We start from the raw sequence: 17,997 nt of genomic DNA, 5'->3' as shown, positions 1-17,997 counted from the left end.
TCGGTCGGTGGGACATCAGCGGCCCGCCGCCCGGCCGAGGCCGTTGTCGATCAGGGCGAAGATCTCCTCGGGCGAGGCCTCGGCGATCCGCCGGGCGTCGGTCGGTCGGGAGTCGGTCGGTCGGGAGTCGGCCGGCCGGGCGGCGGCCGGCCGGGCGGCGGCCTGCTCCCCCTGCGGTCGGCGGGGCCGGCCCCAGGCGGCGACCAGGTCCTCCAGCCGTCGGACGAGCTCCTGCCGGACGGACTCGTCCGCCTCGGCGCAGCCGCTCAACACGGCTTCCACACCGTCCAGTTCGGCGAGAGCGGCGGCTCCGGCGGCGGGCTCGCCGGGGAGCAGCACCTCCCGCAGGTGACGGGCCAGCGCCTCGGGCGTGGGGTGGTCGAAGACGAGGGTCGCGGGCAGCCGCAGCCCGGTCGCGGCGACCAGCCGGTTGCGGAACTCGACGGCGGTCAGCGAGTCGAAACCGCTCTCCTTGAAGAGGCGCGTGGCGGCCACGGTGTCCGGCGTCGCGTGCCCGAGCACCGCGGCCGCCTGACCGCGCACCAGGTCGAGCAGCGCGCCCTCCCGCTCGCCCGGCGGCAGGGCGAGCAGCCGGCGCTCCCAGGAGTCGGGCCGCACCGCACCCTCCGCCGCGGCCACCCGGCGCACCGGGGCCCGCAGGACGCTCTCCAGCACCGCCGGCAGGGTGCCCGACTCGGCCCGCTCCCGGAGGACGGCCAGGTCGAGCCGGGCGGGCACGACGACCGGCTCGGCGCCGGACAGGGCCCGGTCGAACAGGGCGAGGCCGTCCTGCGCGGTGAGCGGGACCAGGCCGCCGCGCGCCATCCGGCCCAGGTCGGCGCCGTCCAGGTGGGCGGTCATCCCGGAGCGCTGCTCCCACAGGCCCCAGGCCATCGACACGGCGGGCAGGCCCGCGCGGCGCCGCCGCTGGGCGAGGGCGTCGAGGAAGGCGTTCGCCGCGGCGTAGTTGCCCTGGCCGGGAGCGCCGACCGTGGCGGCGGCCGAGGAGTAGAGCACGAACGCGGAGAGGTCTGCCGTGCGGGTCAGCTCGTCCAGGACCGCGGCCCCGTCCACCTTCGGGCCGAAGACCCGGTCCACCTGGGCCTCGGTCAGGTCGGTGACGACGGCGTCGTCGAGGGTGCCGGCGGTGTGGATGACGGCGGTGAGGGGGTGTTGGTCGGGGATGGTGGTGAGGAGTGCTGCCAGGGCGTGAGGGTCGGTGGTGTCGGTGGCGGTGATGGTGGTGTGGGCGCCGAGGGTGGTGAGTTCGGCTGTGAGTTCGGCGGCGCCGGGGGTGTTGGGGCCTTGGCGGCTGGCGAGGTGGAGGTGGCGGGCGCCGTGGTGGGTGATGAGGTGGCGGGCGGTGAGGGTGGCGAGGGTGCCGGTGCCGCCGGTGATGAGGATGGTGCCGTCGGGGTTGAGGGGGGTGGGGAGGGTGAGGGCGATTTTGCCGGTGTGGCGGGCTTGTTGGAGGTGGCGGAGGGCTTGGGGGGCTTGGCGGATGTCCCAGGTGGTGAGGGGGAGGGGGTGGAGGTGGCCTTGGGTGAAGAGGGTGAGGAGTTCGGTGAGGATTTCTTGGATGCGGTCGGGGGTGGCGTCGGCTTGGAGGTCGAAGGGGGTGTAGGTGGTGCCGGGGTGGGTGGTGGTGATGGTGTGGGGGTCGCGGGGGTCGGTTTTGCCCATTTCGAGGAAGTGGCCGCCGTGGGGGAGGAGGCGTAGGGAGGCGTCGGTGAAGTCTCCGGCGAGGGAGTTGAGGATGACGTCCATGCCGTGGCCGTCGGTGGTGTGGAGGAAGTGTTGTTCGAAGTCGAGGGTGCGGGAGGAGGCGATGTGGTCCTGGGTGATGCCCATGGCGTGGAGGGTGGGCCATTTGGCGGGGCTGGCGGTGGTGTAGACGTCGATGCCCCAGTGGTGGGCGAGTTGGACGGCGGCCATGCCGACGCCGCCGGTGGCGGTGTGGACGAGCAGGCGTTGGCCGGGCTGGATGTCGGCGAGGTCCCGCAGCCCGTAGTACGCCGTCAGGAACACCACGGGCACCACGGCCGCCTCGGCGAACGTCCACCCCTCGGGCACCCGGGCCACCATGCGGTGGTCGGTGTCGGCGAAGGTCGCGATGGCCCCGGGGAACAGTCCGAACACCCGGTCGCCGGGGGCGAAGCGGGTGACGTCGGGGGCGACCTCGGTCACCACGCCGGCCGCCTCGCCGCCGATCAGCGCCTCCTCGCCCGGGTACATGCCCAGGGCGATCAGCACGTCGCGGAAGTTCACCCCGGCCGCCCGCACCGCGATCCGCACCTGCCCCGGGCCGAGCGGCTCCCGGGGGCAGGCCGTCGCGGCGAGGCCGTCCAGCGTGCCCTTCCCCGCGCTCCGCAGCCGCCAGGGCTCCGCCGGCAGCGCCAGGGCGCCGGCCGGCCTCGGGCGCACCAGCCGGGCGGCACGCAACGCGCCGTCACGGACGGCGAGTTGGGGTTCGCCGGTGGCCGCCGCCGCCCGGACCTTCCGGTACGAGCCGTCCCGGCCGTCGAGGTCGACGAGCAGGAAGCGCCCCGGATTCTCGGTTTGCGCCGTCCGCAGCAGACCCCAGACCGCGGCGTGCGCCGGGTCGGCGACCAGGTCGCCCTCCCCGGCGGCCACCGCGCCCCGGGTGAGGACGACCAGCCGTGACGAGGCGAACCGCTCGTCGGCCAGCCACGTCCGGACCAGGTCCAGGACGCGCAGCGTCGCCTCCCGGGCCGCCCCGGCGAGGTCGTCCCAGGACTCCGTGCGGCACTCGACGGCCACCACCGGGGGCACCTCGCCGTCCAGCGAGCGCAGGTCGGGGTACGGCGCGGCGTCCAGGGCCGCGGCCAGGGCGGGCGAACCGAGCACGGCCCACGGCGCGTCGTCCCGGTCCGGCTCCGGCACGGCCGTCCATTCGACGACGAACATCGCGTCGGACCGCGCGTCCGGCGACAACTGCCCGGGCGAGAGCGGCCGCAGGACCAGCGACTCCACCGAGGCCACCGGCTGCCCGGCGGCGTCGGCCACGGTCAGCGCCACCGCGTCGGCGCCCGCCGGCGAGAGCCGGACCCGCAGCGTCTCGGCGCCGTGGGCGTGCAACTGCACGCCGCTCCAGGCGAACGGGAGCCGTACGGCGCCCTCCCCGGTGCGGGAGCCGTCCAGGGCGAGGGCGTGCAGGGCGGCGTCCAGCAGCGCCGGGTGCAGGCCGAAGGAGCCCGCCTCCGCCGACTGCTTCTGCGCCAGGCGGACCTCGGCGTACAGGTCCTCGCCGTGCCGCCAGGCCGCGCGCAGGCACTGGAACGCCGGGCCGTACTCGTACCCCAGGGCGGCCAGGCCGTCGTAGTGCCCGCCGAGGTCCACCGGGGTCGCCCCGGCGGGCGGCCAGGCGGTGAGGGCGTGCTCGTGCTCCCGGGCGGGCCGGGCCGCCGCGCCCAGGGTGCCGGTGGCGTTCCTGGTCCAGGGGAGGTCCGGCTCGGCGTCGCCGGGCCGGGAGTGGATGTGGAAGGGCCGCAGCCCCCTCTCGTCCGGCGGGTCGACGGTCACCTGGAGGTGCACCGCCTCCTCCGGCAGCAGCAGCGGTGCCAGCACGGCCAGTTCCTCGACGCGGGTGTGGCCCGTCTCGCCGGCGGCGTGCAGGGCCAGCTCCACGAAGGCGCTACCCGGCAGCAGGGTCGTGCCCAGCACCGCGTGGTCGGCCAGCCAGGGCCGGGTCCGCCGGGACAGGCTGCCGGTGACGACGAGGCTCTCGCCGCCGGCCAGCGGCAGAGCGGCGCCCAGCAGCGGGTGGCCGGTCGGCCGCAGCCCCAGCTGTGCGGCGTCCGCCTGTGACGGGGCCGGCTCCAGCCAGTGGCGGCTCCGCTGGAAGGCGTAGGTCGGCAGGTCCACGCCGCCGCGCGGGGCGTCCGGCAGGGCCGGGGACCAGTCCACGGCCAGGCCCCGGGTGTGGGCCGCGGCCAGCGCGGTGAGCATCCGGGCCTGGCCGCCCTCGCCGCGGCGCAGGGTGCCGACGACCGTGGCGCCCTGCGGGAGGTCCAGCTCCTCCAGCGTCTCCTGGAGGCTCGTGGTCAGCACCGGGTGGGGGCTGACCTCGACGAAGGTGCGGTGCCCGGCCGCCACGAGGACGCCGACGGTCTCCTTGAACCGGACGGTCCGGCGGAGGTTGCGGTACCAGTACCCGGCGTCCAGCGTCGCGGTGTCCACCAGGCCGCCGGTGACGGTGGAGTAGAAGGGGACCTCGGCGGAGCGCGGCGAGACCGGGGCCAACACCTCGGCCAGCCGCTCCCGGACGGCCTCGACGTGGGCGCAGTGCGAGGCGTAGTCGACGGGGATCACCTTGCTGCGCACGCCCTCGGCGGCGCAGCGGGCGTGCAGCTCCGCCAGGGCCCCGGTGTCACCGGAGACGACCGTCGAGCGCGGGCCGTTGACGGCCGCGACGGACAGCCGGTCCTCCCAGCGCCCGAGCAGGTCCGCCACCTCGCGGTGCGGCAGGGGTACCGACAGCATGCCGCCGCGGCCGCGCAGGGCGTCGAGCGCCCGGCTGCGCAGGGCGACCACCAGGGCCGCGTCGTCGAGGGAGAGCGCGCCCGCGACGCACGCCGCGGCGATCTCGCCCTGGGAGTGGCCGATGACCGCGGCCGGTTCGACGCCGTACGAGCGCCACAGGGCCGCCAGCGAGACCATCACCGCGAACAGGGCGGGCTGGATGGTGTCGGCGGTGTCCATGGCGGGCGCGCCCGGCCTGCCGTGCAGGAGGTCGAAGAGGTCCCAGCCGGTGTGCGGGGCGAGCGCCTCGGCGCACTCGCGCATCCGCTCCCGGAAGACCTCCGAGGTCTCCAGCAACTCCAGGGCCATTCCCTCCCATTGGGAGCCCTGGCCGGGGAAGACGAAGACCGTCTGGTGGCCGGTCCCGGCCGTGCCCTCGGTGAGCTGCGGCGCGGGCGAGCCCTGGGCGAGGGCGTCGAGGGCGGTGCGCAGCTCCGCCCGGTCCGCCCCGACGAGCACCGCGCGGTGCTCGAAGGCGGCGCGGGTCGTGGCCAGGGCGTGGGCGATGTCCCGGACCCCGGCCTCCGGGGCCGCGTCGGCCCAGGCCAGCAACCGCCGTGCCTGCTCCCGCAGCGCCCCGGCGGAACGCCCGCTCAGCAGCCACGGCACCACCGCGGCACCGGAGTCCGGCTCGGCCGGGGCGGCCGCGGCGGCCGGCTCCGGGGCCGCCTCCAGCACCAGGTGGGCGTTGGTGCCGCTCATGCCGAACGAGGAGACGGCGGCGCGGCGGGGCCGGCCGGTGGCGGGCCAGGGCGTGGTCCCGGTGACCAGGCGGACGGTGCCGGTGCTCCAGTCGGCGTGCGGGGTGGGCTCGTCGGCGTGCAGGGTCGGCGGCAGGACGCCGTGGTGCATGGCCAGCACCATCTTGATGACGCCCGCGACACCGGCGGCGGCCTGGGTGTGGCCGATGTTGGACTTCACCGACCCCAGGTGCACCGGCAGTTCCCGGTCGCGCTCCCGCCCGTAGGTGGCGAGGATGGCCTGGGCCTCGATGGGGTCGCCCAGGGTGGTGCCGGTGCCGTGCGCCTCGACGGCGTCCACGTCGGCGGGGGTGAGGCGGGCGTCGGCGAGCGCCTGGCGGATCACCCGTTCCTGGGACGGGCCGTTGGGTGCGGTCAGCCCGTTGCTGGCGCCGTCCTGGTTGACCGCGCTGCCGCGGATCACGCCCAGGACCCGGCGGCCGTTGCGGAGCGCGTCGGAGAGCCGCTCCAGCAGGACCAGGCCCACGCCCTCGCCCCAGCTGGTGCCGTCCGCGTCGGCGGAGAAGGCCTTGCAGCGGCCGTCGGGGGACAGCCCGCGCTGGCGGCTGAACTCGACGAAGAGCGTCGGTGTGGCCAGGACGGACGCGCCGCCGGCCAGCGCGAGCGAGCACTCGCCCCGGCGCAGCGCCTGCGCCGCGAGGTGGATGGCCACCAGCGACGACGAGCAGGCGGTGTCGATGCTGACCGCCGGGCCCTCCAGCCCGAAGGTGTAGGCGACGCGGCCGGAGATGATGCTCGCCGAGCTGCCGGTCAGCCGGTAGCCGTCGGCCTCCTCGGGCGCGGCGTCCAGCAGCGCCGTGTAGTCCTGCGAGCTGGTCCCCGCGAACACTCCGGTGTCGCTGCCGCGCAGCGTCGCCGGGTCGATGCCGGCGCGCTCGAACGCCTCCCAGGCGGTCTCCAGCAGCAGCCGCTGCTGCGGGTCCATCGCGGTGGCCTCGCGCGGGCTGATGCCGAAGAACTCGGCGTCGAACAGGGGCGCCTCGTGGAGGAACCCGCCGTGCCGGGTGTAGGTCCGGCCCGGTGTGCCGATCTCGGGGTGGTAGAGGCCCTTGACGTCCCAGCCGCGGTCGGCGGGGAACTCCCCGATGGCGTCGGTGCCGTCGGCCACCAGCCGCCACAGGTCCTCGGGGGTGCGGACGTCCCCCGGGTAGCGGCAGCTCATCGCGACGATGGCGACCGGTTCGTCCGCCGCCCCGGCCGCCACCGGTGCGACGGGGGTGGCGGTGGCCGGTTCGGTACGGCCGCCGAGCAGTTCCAGCACGTGGGCGGCCAGCGCGACGGGGGTGGGGTGGTCGAAGGCCAGGGTGGCCGACAGGCGCAGGCCCGTCGCCGCGCCCATCCGGTTCCGCAGCTCGACCGAGGTCAGCGAGTCGAAGCCGATCTCGCTGAACGGGCGGTCGACGTCGATGGATTCGGGCGCGGGGTGCCCGAGCACGACGGCGGCCTGCGCACGCACCAGGTCCAGCACGGCCCGCTCCCGCTCGGCGGCGGTGAGCCCGGTGAGCCCGGCGAGCGGCGAGCGCTCGTCGGCGCCGGTACGGCGGGCGGCGGCGCGGGGCAGCCCCGGTCGGACCAGGGAGCCCAGCAGGGCCGGCAGGGTGCCCTCGTCGGCCTGGCGGCGCAGCGCGGCCGGGTCCAGGTGCGCCGGGACCGTCAGGGCCCGCCCCGAGGCGAGCGCCGCGTCCAGCAGCTCCAGGGCCTCCTCCGGTGCCATCGGGGCGACGCCGGTGCGGCCGATCCGGGTGCGGTCGCCCTCGTCCAGGGTGCCGGTCATGCCGCTCGCCCGGTCCCACAGGCCCCAGGCGAGGGAGGCGCCGGGCAGCCCCTGGGCGTGGCGGTGCTGGGCGAGGGCGTCGAGGAAGGCGTTGCCCGCCGCGTAGTTGGCCTGTCCGGCGTTGCCGAGGGTGCCGGCGATCGAGGAGTAGAGCACGAACGCGGAGAGGTCTGCCGTGCGGGTCAGCTCGTGCAGGTTCCAGGCCGCGTCCACCTTGGGCAGCAGGACCTGCCGCAGGCGTTCGGGCGTGAGGTTCTCGATGATCGCGTCGTCGAGGGTGCCGGCGGTGTGGATGACGGCGGTGAGGGGGTGTTGGTCGGGGATGGTGGTGAGGAGTGCTGCCAGGGCGTGGGGGTCGGTGGTGTCGGTGGCGGTGATGGTGGTGTGGGCGCCGAGGGTGGTGAGTTCGGCTGTGAGTTCGGCGGCGCCGGGGGTGTTGGGGCCTTGGCGGCTGGCGAGGTGGAGGTGGCGGGCGCCGTGGTGGGTGATGAGGTGGCGGGCGGTGAGGGTGGCGAGGGTGCCGGTGCCGCCGGTGATGAGGATGGTGCCGTCGGGGTTGAGGGGGGTGGGGAGGGTGAGGGCGATTTTGCCGGTGTGGCGGGCTTGTTGGAGGTGGCGGAGGGCTTGGGGGGCTTGGCGGATGTCCCAGGTGGTGAGGGGGAGGGGGTGGAGGTGGCCTTGGGTGAAGAGGGTGAGGAGTTCGGTGAGGATTTCTTGGATGCGGTCGGGGGTGGCGTCGGCTTGGAGGTCGAAGGGGGTGTAGGTGGTGCCGGGGTGGGTGGTGGTGATGGTGTGGGGGTCGCGGGGGTCGGTTTTGCCCATTTCGAGGAAGTGGCCGCCGTGGGGGAGGAGGCGTAGGGAGGCGTCGGTGAAGTCTCCGGCGAGGGAGTTGAGGATGACGTCCATGCCGTGGCCGTCGGTGGTGTGGAGGAAGTGTTGTTCGAAGTCGAGGGTGCGGGAGGAGGCGATGTGGTCCTGGGTGATGCCCATGGCGTGGAGGGTGGGCCATTTGGCGGGGCTGGCGGTGGTGTAGACGTCGATGCCCCAGTGGTGGGCGAGTTGGACGGCGGCCATGCCGACGCCGCCGGTGGCGGTGTGGACGAGCAGGCGTTGGCCGGGCTGGATGTCGGCGAGGTCCCGTAGCCCGTAGTACGCCGTCAGGAAGACGACCGGAAGTACGGCGGCCTGGGCGAAGGTCAGGTTCTCGGGTATCGGCGCGGCCATCCGCTCGTCGGTGACCGCGAACGTCCCGGCGCTGCCGGGGAACAGCCCGAACACCCGGTCGCCGGGGGCGAAGCGGGTGACGTCGGGGGCGACCTCGGTCACCACGCCGGCCGCCTCGCCGCCGATCAGCGCCTCCTCGCCCGGGTACATGCCCAGGGCGATCAGCACGTCGCGGAAGTTCACCCCGGCCGCCCGCACCGCGATCCGCACCTGCCCCGGGCCGAGCGGCTCCCGGGAGGACGGCACGAGCGCCAGGTTCTCCAGCGTGCCCTTGGCGGTGACGTCCAGCCGCCAGTCGTCGGCACCGGCGGGCAGCGCCAGCCCCGCCGTCCGTCCGTCGATCCGTACGAGGCGGGGGACGGAGGCGGTGCCGTCGCGCAGGGCGAACTGCGGCTCCCCCGAGGCCAGTGCCGCCGCCAGCGCCGTCCGGGACGCCTCGGTGCGGTCGACGTCGACGATCTGCAGCCGTCCCGGGTGCTCGGTCTGGGCCGAGCGCAGTAGGCCCCACAGGGCGGCCGCGGCCGGGTCCCGTACCTGGTCGTCCGGGCCGGCCGCCACCGCGCCGCAGGTCACGACGGCCAGGCGGGCGGTGGCGGAGCGCTCGTCGGCCAGCCACTCCCGGACGGTCTCCAGCACCTCGGCGGTGGCTCGGTGCACCGTCGCGGGGACGTCCGCTCCGGGCGTCCCGGTGAACTGCGCCACCACGGCCGGGGCGTCGGCGGGGAGGTCGGCCAGGCTCGGGTAGCGGCCGGGCCCGGCCGGGCCGGCCGGGTCGGCACCGAGGACCGCCGGCGCGGCGGCGGACGTCCCGGCGGGAACGGGCAGGGGCGTCCAGTCGATGCCGTAGAGGCCGTCGCGGGTGGTCGGGGCGGCGGCGAGCCGGCCCGCTTCCACGGGCCGCACCGCCAGGGACCCGACGGACAGCAGCGGGGCCCCGGCCCCGTCGGCGACCGCGAGCGCCACGGTGTCGGGCGTGGTGTGCCACAGCCGTACGCGCAGCTCCTCGGCCCCCGCGGCGAACAGCCGCACATCGCCCCAGGCGAAGGGCAGCCGGAGGTCCGCGTGCTCGCCCTGCTCCGGCAGCGCCTCCAGGGCCAGCAGGTGCAACGCCGCGTCCAGCAGGGCGGGGTGGACGGTGAACAGCGGGTCGTCGTCGCCCGGGCCAGTGCCCGTCGCGCGCTGCGGGAGCCGCACCTCGGCGTAGAGGTCCTCGCCGTGCCGCCAGGCCGCGCGCAGGCACTGGAACGCCGGGCCGTACTCGTAGCCGTGCCCGGCGAGGCGCTGGTAGAGGCCGTCGGTGTCGATCGCCGTCGATCCGGCGGGCGGCCAGGGGGCGGTGGAGCCCGAGGCGTCCGTGACGGTGTCCAGCGGGGCGGGGGCCAGGGTGCCGACGGCGTGCCGGAGCCACTCGGCGCCCTCGTCCGTCCGGGAGTACAGCCGTACGGGCCGCTTCCCGGCGGCGTCCTGGGCGCCGACGACCAGCTGGACGTCCACGTCGGCGCCGTCGAGCCGCAGCGGGGCCTCCAGCGTCAGGTCCTCGACCACGGGCAGGCCGAGCCGTAGTCCTGCCAGGAGCGCCAGCTCCACCATCGCGGTGCCGGGCAGCAGGGGCGTGCCCAGCACCGCGTGGTCGGCGAGCCAGGGGAAGGCCGTCAGGGACAGCCGGCCGGTGAACACGTGCCCCTGGCCGTCGGCGAGTTCCACCGCCGCGCCCAGCAGCGGGTGTTCGGCCTCCGCCAGGCCCACCGCGCCCAGGTCGCCCCGTCCGGCCGGTGTCTCCAGCCAGTGCCGCTCCCGCTGGAAGGCGTACGTCGGGAGGTCCACGGCGGCGCGGCCGGGGCCGAACACCGCCTGCCACTCCACGGCCACGGCGCCCTGTACGTGCAGCTGCGCGAGCGCGGTCAGCGCGGCCTGCGGTTCGGCGAGGCCCTTGCGCAGCGACGCGGCGCAGGCGAGCGTGCTCCCGGGGTCCGTCCCGACCAGCGTGGTGAGGGTCGCGTCCGGGCCGAGTTCGACGCAGGCGGTGACCCCGTCGGCCTGGAGCGTCTGCATGGCGGCGTGGAAGCGCACCGCCTCCCGGGCATGGGCGGCCCAGTGGTCGGGGGAGGCCAGCTCCTCGGCCGTCGCGGCGCGCCCGGTCAGGGTGGAGACGAGTTCGATCCGCGGAGCGTGGAAGTCGAGACTCCGGGCGACGGCCCGGAAGTCCTCCAGCATCGCGTCCATGTGCGGCGAGTGGAAGGCATGACTGACCATCAGATAGCGGGTGCGGACGCCCAGTTCGTCGAGGCGCGCGGCGATCTCGGCCACCGCGTCGGCGTCACCGGAGACCACCGTCGACTCCGGACCGTTCACCGCCGCCGGCGCGACCGAGCCCTCCAGCCCGGCCAGCAGCGGCAGCACCCGCTCCTCCGGCGCCCGGACCGCGAGCATCGCGCCGCCGGAGGGCAGTGCCTGCATCAGCCGGCCCCGCTCCGCCACCAGCCGCGCGGCGTCCCCGAGGGAGAGCACACCGGCCACGTGGGCCGCCGTCAGCTCACCGACCGAGTGCCCGGCCACGACGTCCGGCCGCACTCCCCAGGACTCCCACAGCCGGAACAGCGCCAGCTCGATCGCGAACAGGGCCGGCTGGGCGAACTCCGTACGGTGGACCGTCTCGTCCGCCATCGCCTCGCGCAGCGGCACCCCCAGGGCGTCGAACGCGGCGCACGCCTCGTCGAAGGCGGCGGCGAACACGGGGAACGCGGCGGACAACTCGCGGCCCATGCCAGGCCGTTGGCTGCCCTGGCCGGCGAAGAGGAAGGCCAGCCTTCCCGGGGCGGACGCGATGCCCTGGATCGCGCCGGAGCCCGCCGCCAGGGCCGCCAGCCCGTCCAGCAGCGCCGCGCGGTCGGCCCCCAGCACTGCGGCGCGGTGCGGGAACCGGGTGCGCGTCTCCACCAGGGCGCGGCCGGCCTCCGCGGCGGAGACCTCCGGCAGCTCCGTCAGCCGCTCGTGCAGCCGCGTCGCCTGGGCGCGCAGGGCCGCTTCGCTGCGTCCGGAGAGGATCCAGGGGACGACGCCCGCGGGGGTCGGTTCGGCGTCGGCCTGCTCGGTGTCCTCCGCCTGCTCCTCGGCCTGTTCGAGGATGAGGTGGGCGTTGGTGCCGCTGATGCCGAAGGAGGAGACGGCGGCGCGGCGGGGTCGGTCCTCGGGGGTGGTCCAGGGGAGGGGCTCGGTGAGCAGGGCGACGTGGCCGGTCGTCCAGTCTACGTGGGGGCTGGGTCGGTCGGCGTGGAGGGTGCGCGGGAGGGTGCCGTGGCGCATGGCCATGACCATCTTGATGACGCTGGCGACGCCCGCGGCGGCCTGGGTGTGGCCGATGTTGGACTTCAGCGAGCCGAGGCGCAGGGGCTGGTCGGCGGGTCGGTTCCGGCCGTAGGTGGCGAGCAGGGCTTGGGCTTCGATGGGGTCGCCGAGCTTGGTGCCGGTGCCGTGGGCTTCGACGGCGTCCACGTCGGCGGGCTCCAGCCGGGCGCTCGCCAGCGCCTGCCGGACCAGCCGCTGCTGCGCGGGCCCGTTGGGCGCCGTCATCTGGCTGCTGGCGCCGTCCTGGTTGATCGCGCTGCCGCGGATGACGGCCAGCACCCGGTGGCCGTTGCGCCGGGCGTCGGAGAGCTTCTCCAGCAGGACGAGGCCGGCGCCTTCGCTCCAGCCGGTGCCGTCGGCGTCGGCGGAGAAGGCCTTGCAGCGGCCGTCCTCGGACAGGCCGCGCTGGCGGCTGAACTCGATGAAGGTGTTGGGTGTGGCCATCACGGTCACGCCGCCGGCCAGTGCGAGGGTGCACTCGCCGTTACGCAGCGCCTGCATGGCCAGGTGGATGGCGACGAGTGAGGAGGAGCAGGCCGTGTCGACGGTGACGGCCGGGCCCTCCAGGCCGAGCGCGTAGGCCACCCGGCCGGAGGCCACACTGCCCGCGCTGCCGGAGCCGAGGTAGCCCTCGAAGGACTTGGGGGCGGGCGTCAGGCGCGATGCGTAGTCGTTGTACATGACGCCGGCGAACACGCCCGTCCGGCTGCCGTGCAGGCTCTCGGGGACGATGCCCGCCCGTTCGAAGGCCTCCCAGGCCACCTCCAGGAGGAGGCGCTGCTGGGGGTCGGTGGCCAGGGCCTCGCGGGGGCTGAGGCCGAAGAACTCGGGGTCGAAGTCGGCGGCGTCGTGGAGGAATCCGCCGTGCCGGGTGTAGCTCGTGCCGGTCCGGTCCGGGTCGGGGTCGTACAGCTCGTCGAGGTGCCAGCCGCGGTCGGTGGGGAACTCGCCGATGGCGTCGGTGCCGTCGGCGACCAGGCGCCAGAGGTCCTCGGGTGAGGCGACTCCGCCGGGGTAGCGGCAGCTCATCGCCACGACGGCGACCGGCTCGTGCCGGTCGGCCTCGACCTCGCGCAGGCGTTGCTTGGCCCGGGCGAGATTGCCGGTGGCACGCTTGAGATACTCGCGGAGTTCTTCCTCGGTCGCCATTGCGGTGTTCAGCCTCTCGGAAAACGGGTCGGACGGGGTTCGGGGCGGAGCGGAACCGTTCAGGCCCGGTGTGCGGCCAGCGTGCGGCGGGTGCGGTGGGCGAGGTGCGCGGAGCGCAGGACGGTCCGGGGCAGGTAGTGGCCGCCCTTCATGCGGAGGATCGACAGGAAGCCCCACAGCTGCATCTCGGGCAGGTGGTGCGGGGCCCCGTGCACGTCGTCGTACTCGACGATCCGCAGGTCCCGGACGTGGCGGCGCAGCCGGTGCGGGTCCCCCGCCGGGATGATCTCGTCCCGCGCGCTCGCCGCGTAGGCCAACGGGACTGCCAATTCGGACAGCTGACGATCACTCAGGGCCCAGTCGCGGATGTGCTCGCCGACGTCCGCGGCCGGGACGCCGGTCAGGTGGGCGAGGGTGTCGACGGTGATCCGGGGCACCCGGGCCTGCCAGGAGCGGTCCGTGAAGAAGTCGTGCACCGGCGCGCCGACCGTCATGATGCCCCGGATACGCGGGTCCTCCAGGGCGGCCCGGACGGCCAGGTGCCCGCTGAAGCTCAGCGTGATGCAGTACGTCCGGGCCACGTCGGCCCGGTCCGCGACGGCGTCCAGGAGCCGGGGCAGCAGGTGCCGGCTGTCGGCGCCGTAGGTCAGCGTGTTCTCGCCGACGCCGGGCAGCTCGGTGACGAGCCCGGCGAAGCCCAGCCGGTCCAGGCGGGTGAGGAGCGGGGCCCACTGCTCCTTGATGCTGACGATGCCGCCCATGAACACCAGCAGGGGCCGCCGCTCGGTCCGGCTCAGTCCGCTCGTCCAGCAGCCCACCCGGCCGCCGGGAAGGTCCAGGTCGAGGCGTTCGATGCCGCCGGTCTCCCGGCGCCAGAGGTCGAAGGCGTTCACGCAGCGCTCCAGCGCCGCGCCGCGCGCGGGGCCGTCGACGTAGGGGAAGCGGGCCATGTTGAAGTGGCGGCAGGCCTCCAGGTACCGGCCCGCTTCCTCGAACCGCTCGCCGACCCGGTACCACTCCCGCGCCCAGGAGCCGGCCGCGCCCTCGTCGTCGGTGTGGATGCGGCCGAGCAGTTCCTCGAAGTGGCCCGGCGGCAGGGACTGCGCGCGGGCGTGGGCGCCCACGTACTGCTTGAGTTCTCCGACGTCGTTCATCGGCCCGTGGAACCGGCCGCCGTGGCACCGGCGGTCCGGTCCGCTCCTCCTTCCGGTGCGTCGGGGAAGCCTTCGAGGCGTTCCTTGATCTCGGTGAGCAGGTCGGCGGCCTCGGCGCCGTCGATGACCCGGTGGTCGAAGGCCAGGTTCAGGCGCATCACCGGGGCCACCGTCACGGCGCCGTCGCGGACGACCGGCCGGTCGACGACCCGTCCGACGCCGAGGGTGATCGTGGTGCCGCCGACGGAGTGGAAGCCGTCCACGGCGCGGTGGCCGAGCGAGCTGACCGCGAACGTCCCGGTGCGGGCCGCCCGGGCCGTCAGCGACCGGGTCGCCCTGCGGAACAGCGCACGGCCGATCGGCACCGGCAGCTTGTGCAGCGCGCGCAGGCTCGCGAACTCGGCCATCAGGTCGGGGTCGCCGTCCCGGTAGTGGTCCACCCGGCGCTGGATCTCGTCCAGGTCGGCCCGTTCGAGGTCGGGCAGGACGGCGGCGAGGACGACGCGCCGGCCGCCGAGCCGCCGGTCCAGGGCGAGCTTGGCGCTGGTGGAGCCGTAGCTGACGGTCTTCGGCAGCAGCCGGCCGCCGATCGCGCTGTTGGCCTGGGGGTGGTCGGCGACGACCCGCGCTCCGGAGTGGAGCACGTAGCTGACCACCGAGTAGCGGCGGCCCTGTGCGGCGGCGGCCGCGCGGTGGCGCCACACCCGCTCCATGTCGACCTCGGTGTCGAGGAAGACCGGCGCGAACGCCTTCGCCGCTTCGAGGAAGTAGAGCGTGTGCCGCCGCTCCCGGGCGACGGGGGCCGGCCTCATCCGGACACCGCCACGTCGTGCAGGCCGCGCAGCGTCGTCGCCTCCAGGGCGGCGGGCAGCGACAGCGAGCGGCCCGTACCGCGCTCCAGCAGGGTGAGCAGGGTGATGAGGTGGACGGAGTCCCAGCCGACGACCTCGTCGAGCGGCCGGTCCACGTCGGTGTCGTCGATGGGCAGGCCCAGGTCGTCCCGGACCAGTGCGATGAAGGAGTCGATGGAGCTCACGGGGTGTTCCCTTCGCAGGAGTCGGTCAGCCGTACGTGGTCGGGGACGGGGAGGACGGACGCCAGGTCGTGCCGGAAGACGAGCGCGCTGTCGGCGTCCGCCACGGGCACGAAGCCGTTCCGCGGGTAGAAGTCCCTGACCTTGGCGTTCTTGGCGCTCGGGCGGTAGGTGGCGAGCACCTCGCGCGCTCCGTCGGCCCGCGCCTGCCGCAGCACGACCGCCAGGGCGGTCTGCTCGATGCCGCGGGCGAACACCCGGCAGCTGAGCAGGAAGTCGTCGATGTGCACGGTGGCGCCCTCGCGGCGGGTGACGACCGCGCCGACCAGGCCGTTCTCCCCGAACCGGTCGCCCGCGTGCACGGCCAACACCCGGGTGTCCCGGCCCGCGGCCAGGTCCTTCACCTCGGCCGCCTGGCGGCGTCGGGTGGTGAGGTTGAACTGGTTGGTGCGCAGCGTCAGTTGGGACACCCGCGGCACCTCCCGGTCCTCGACCGGGCCGATCCGCACCCGCACCCCGAGCTCGCGCAGGTAGTCCTGGAGCGAGTCGAAGCTGTGCAGGAAGTCCTTGCGCTCGGCCTCGACGCGGTAGAGCGCGGGGCGCTCGCGGTCCTCGACGGTCAGCTCGCGGACGTCGAACCAGCCGTCCCGCAGCAGCTTCTCGACGTGCCTGGCCGGCTCCTCGTCCAGCGGGACGACGCTGACCCCAGGCAGCTCGTGGCGCACGAGACCGCACTCGTAGGGGCTGTCGTCGACGAACACGAGGCTCTCGACGGCCAGGTTGAGGTCCTCGGCCAGCTCCCTGAGGTTCTCGTGCTTGGGCCGCCAGTTCACGGCGAAGCGGACGAAGTCCGCCTCCCGCAGCGTCATCCCCGGGTGGTCGGCGACGACCTCGCGGACCGGGGCCAGGTCGTTCTTGCTCACCGCGGCCAGCAGCACCCCCTGGGAGGCGAGCTGTTTGAGCACCTTCTGGAACGCCCGGAACGCCTCGCCGCGCGGGCTGTCGGCGACCTCGATGCCGTCCGCGCCGTCGTCGCCGAGCACACCGCCCCACACCGTCTGGTCCAGGTCCACGGCCAGGCACTTCTTCGTCCGCCCGGCCACGACGCGGGCCAGGTGGCCGACCTCCCGGGCGTAGCGGGCGAGGATCCCCGGCGAGAGGTGGGCCTTGGCGTAGACGCTCAGCCGCGGATCGGTGACCGCGACGCCCTCGGCCGCGTGCGGGTCCAGGTCGAGGACGACCAGCTCCGGGTGGGTCTCGGCCAGGCGCAGCAGGCGGGCGTTGGCCTCGCGCCAGACGGCGCCGAGCCGGGCGCGGGAGCGGTGGTCGATCAGCTGGGACGCGAGGCCGCGGGGCAGCGGCATGGTGTTGAGTACCAGGGTGCCGCGGCCCGACCCGGCGAAGCGGGCGGTGAGGGCGTCCAGCAGTGCCGTCTTCTCGGCGAGCACCGCCTCGACGTCCTCCGGGCGCCAGGGCGTCGGCAGCTCGTCCGTGACGATCATGGGGTCGAGCAGGCACAGCACCAGGTCGGGCGCGGCGGCGTGCAGCGCGCTGCCCGGGTCCGTCAGGTCGAAGACGTAGGAGTCGAAGTCCGAGACGACGGTGCGCAGGACGACGCCGTGGCGGGCGCCCTCCAGGGCGAGGGCCGGGACGAGCGCGGAGAGCGTCCCGTGGCCGGTGACGGCGACGGTGAGGGACGGCAGCCCGGGGTGCTCGCGCAGCACCTGGTCCGGATCGACGCGGGACAGCAGCTGCGCGGCCCGTACGGACTCCGCCTCTGGCAGTCGCGCCAGCAGGGACGGCAGGCCCGGGTAGGCGGCGGCGAGACGCCCGGCCCGGTGCAGGGCGAGCAGCTCGTCGGCCGGCTCGGCGGCCGCGCCGGGACCGGCGACGGGAACGGGAACGGAGGTCATGGTGAGGCTCAGACCCCTTCCAGTGCGAAGCCGGCCTTGATCCACTTGCTGGACTCGACGGCGATGCCGATCGCCCGCTCACCGGGCGCGAGCCGCTCCAGCGCCCGCTCCAACTGGAAGAAGACCAGGGCGTTGGCGTTGTTGCCCGTCGTGTTGACGCAGGAGACCTCCTCGGCGCCCGCGAGCCCCAGCCGCTCCACGATCCGCCGCGTCATCCGGCCGGAGAGCTGCGGCGGCAGCAGGTAGGTGACGTCCTCCTCACGCCAGTCCAGGTCGTCCAGCAGCTCGTGCAGCGTCTCCTCGGACATCTCCGGCACGCGCCGCTCGATCGCCTTGTAGTCCTCGGTGGCCGCGGGCCGTTCCGAGTGCCGGTCGACCGGCCCGAACCACTCCAGCGTCGCCCCGGCCTCCTGGTTCAGCCCGGTCAGCCGGGTACGGACCGAGACCAGCTCGCAGCGGCCCGCCCCGGGGTCCGTGCTGAGGACGGCCGCGCCGGCGCCGTCCCCGAACAGGACGTAGTTCACCAACTGCTCGGGCGGGAGCTGCGCCAGTTCCGCGTCGCAGTCGTAGAACCGCGCCAGGACGTCCGCACCGATCACCAGCGCGGTGCGGTGCCGACCGGTCTGCAGCATCTGATGGGCCACGTCCAGGGCCTGGACCGCGCCCGAACAGCCCGACTGGAGCTGGTAGGTGGGCACGTCGTCGATGCCCAGCCGGTCGCAGATGACGTTGACCGTGGCGGGCATCAGCTGCTCCGGGGTGGCCGTGGCCATCACGACGAGGTCCACCTCGTCCGGCCGGACCCCCGCGTTCTCCAGGGCCCGCCGGGCCGCCGTCTCGCCCAGACCGGACAGCGACGCCCGGATCTCACCGGTCCCGATGTCGACCGCCAGGTGCCGGTTGCGCGTTCCGATGAACGCGTCCACCCACTGCTCCCACAGGGCGTCCATGCCGAACCGGCGGGCGAGTGCGGCATTGTCGACGGGCGGTCCGGGCAAAGCGGTTCCCACCGACAGGATCCGGATGTGTGGTGTGTCCACGACCTGCTCCTCTCTCTGCCCGGCCATGGTCCGGAAAGCCGCTACCGTGCTGCTTACGTCAC

The 17,997-nt window shown here is 74.9% G+C and carries 6 protein-coding genes; all 6 read right to left on the bottom strand.

From position 1 onward, the window contains the following. Positions 1 to 15 precede the first annotated feature (15 nt). The 6 genes from QWJ13_RS27435 to QWJ13_RS27410 are packed head-to-tail and all read right to left on the bottom strand — an operon-like array spanning position 16 to position 17,962. Positions 16 to 12,795, bottom strand: coding sequence for an SDR family NAD(P)-dependent oxidoreductase (locus tag QWJ13_RS27435; RefSeq protein WP_316527789.1), 12,780 nt, complete (start codon positions 12,793 to 12,795; stop codon positions 16 to 18). Positions 12,796 to 12,854: 59 nt separating this feature from the next. Continuing rightward, entirely contained in the window at positions 12,855 to 13,949 is a 1,095-nt protein-coding gene (locus tag QWJ13_RS27430; RefSeq protein ID WP_316527788.1) for an alpha/beta hydrolase, read from the bottom strand. Continuing rightward, a complete protein-coding gene (locus QWJ13_RS27425; protein ID WP_316527787.1) occupies positions 13,946 to 14,761 on the bottom strand; it encodes a 2-oxo acid dehydrogenase subunit E2 in 816 nt (271 codons plus the stop codon). Before QWJ13_RS27425 ends, QWJ13_RS27430 begins: the two co-directional genes overlap by 4 nt. Next, positions 14,758 to 14,985: an acyl carrier protein gene (locus tag QWJ13_RS27420; RefSeq protein ID WP_316527786.1), complete on the bottom strand. Its 228-nt coding sequence runs from the start codon at positions 14,983 to 14,985 to the stop codon at positions 14,758 to 14,760. The genes QWJ13_RS27425 and QWJ13_RS27420 overlap by 4 nt, the downstream gene beginning before the upstream one ends. Beyond that, on the bottom strand, positions 14,982 to 16,895 hold the full coding sequence (locus QWJ13_RS27415) for an HAD-IIIC family phosphatase (protein WP_316527785.1): 1,914 nt from the start codon (positions 16,893 to 16,895) through the stop codon (positions 14,982 to 14,984). The genes QWJ13_RS27420 and QWJ13_RS27415 overlap by 4 nt, the downstream gene beginning before the upstream one ends. 8 nt (positions 16,896 to 16,903) lie before the next feature. Then, entirely contained in the window at positions 16,904 to 17,962 is a 1,059-nt protein-coding gene (locus QWJ13_RS27410) for a 3-oxoacyl-ACP synthase III family protein (protein ID WP_432277615.1), read from the bottom strand. Positions 17,963 to 17,997: the final 35 nt, after the last annotated feature.

The organism is Kitasatospora brasiliensis, from assembly GCF_032654805.1.
GTDB lineage: Bacteria > Actinomycetota > Actinomycetes > Streptomycetales > Streptomycetaceae > Kitasatospora > Kitasatospora brasiliensis.
The sequence above is the reverse complement of the archived record's forward strand: the minus strand, read 5'-3'. Positions and strand labels throughout refer to the sequence as shown.

What these genes read in the sequence shown, in the direction of transcription:
- QWJ13_RS27435 (WP_316527789.1), bottom strand. Translation starts at nt 12,795, where the DNA reads ATGGCGACCGAGGAAGAACTCCGCGAGTATCTCAAGCGTGCCACCGGC.
- QWJ13_RS27430 (WP_316527788.1), bottom strand. Translation starts at nt 13,949, where the DNA reads ATGAACGACGTCGGAGAACTCAAGCAGTACGTGGGCGCCCACGCCCGC.
- QWJ13_RS27425 (WP_316527787.1), bottom strand. Translation starts at nt 14,761, where the DNA reads ATGAGGCCGGCCCCCGTCGCCCGGGAGCGGCGGCACACGCTCTACTTC.
- QWJ13_RS27415 (WP_316527785.1), bottom strand. Translation starts at nt 16,895, where the DNA reads ATGACCTCCGTTCCCGTTCCCGTCGCCGGTCCCGGCGCGGCCGCCGAG.
- QWJ13_RS27410 (WP_432277615.1), bottom strand. Translation starts at nt 17,962, where the DNA reads ATGGCCGGGCAGAGAGAGGAGCAGGTCGTGGACACACCACACATCCGG.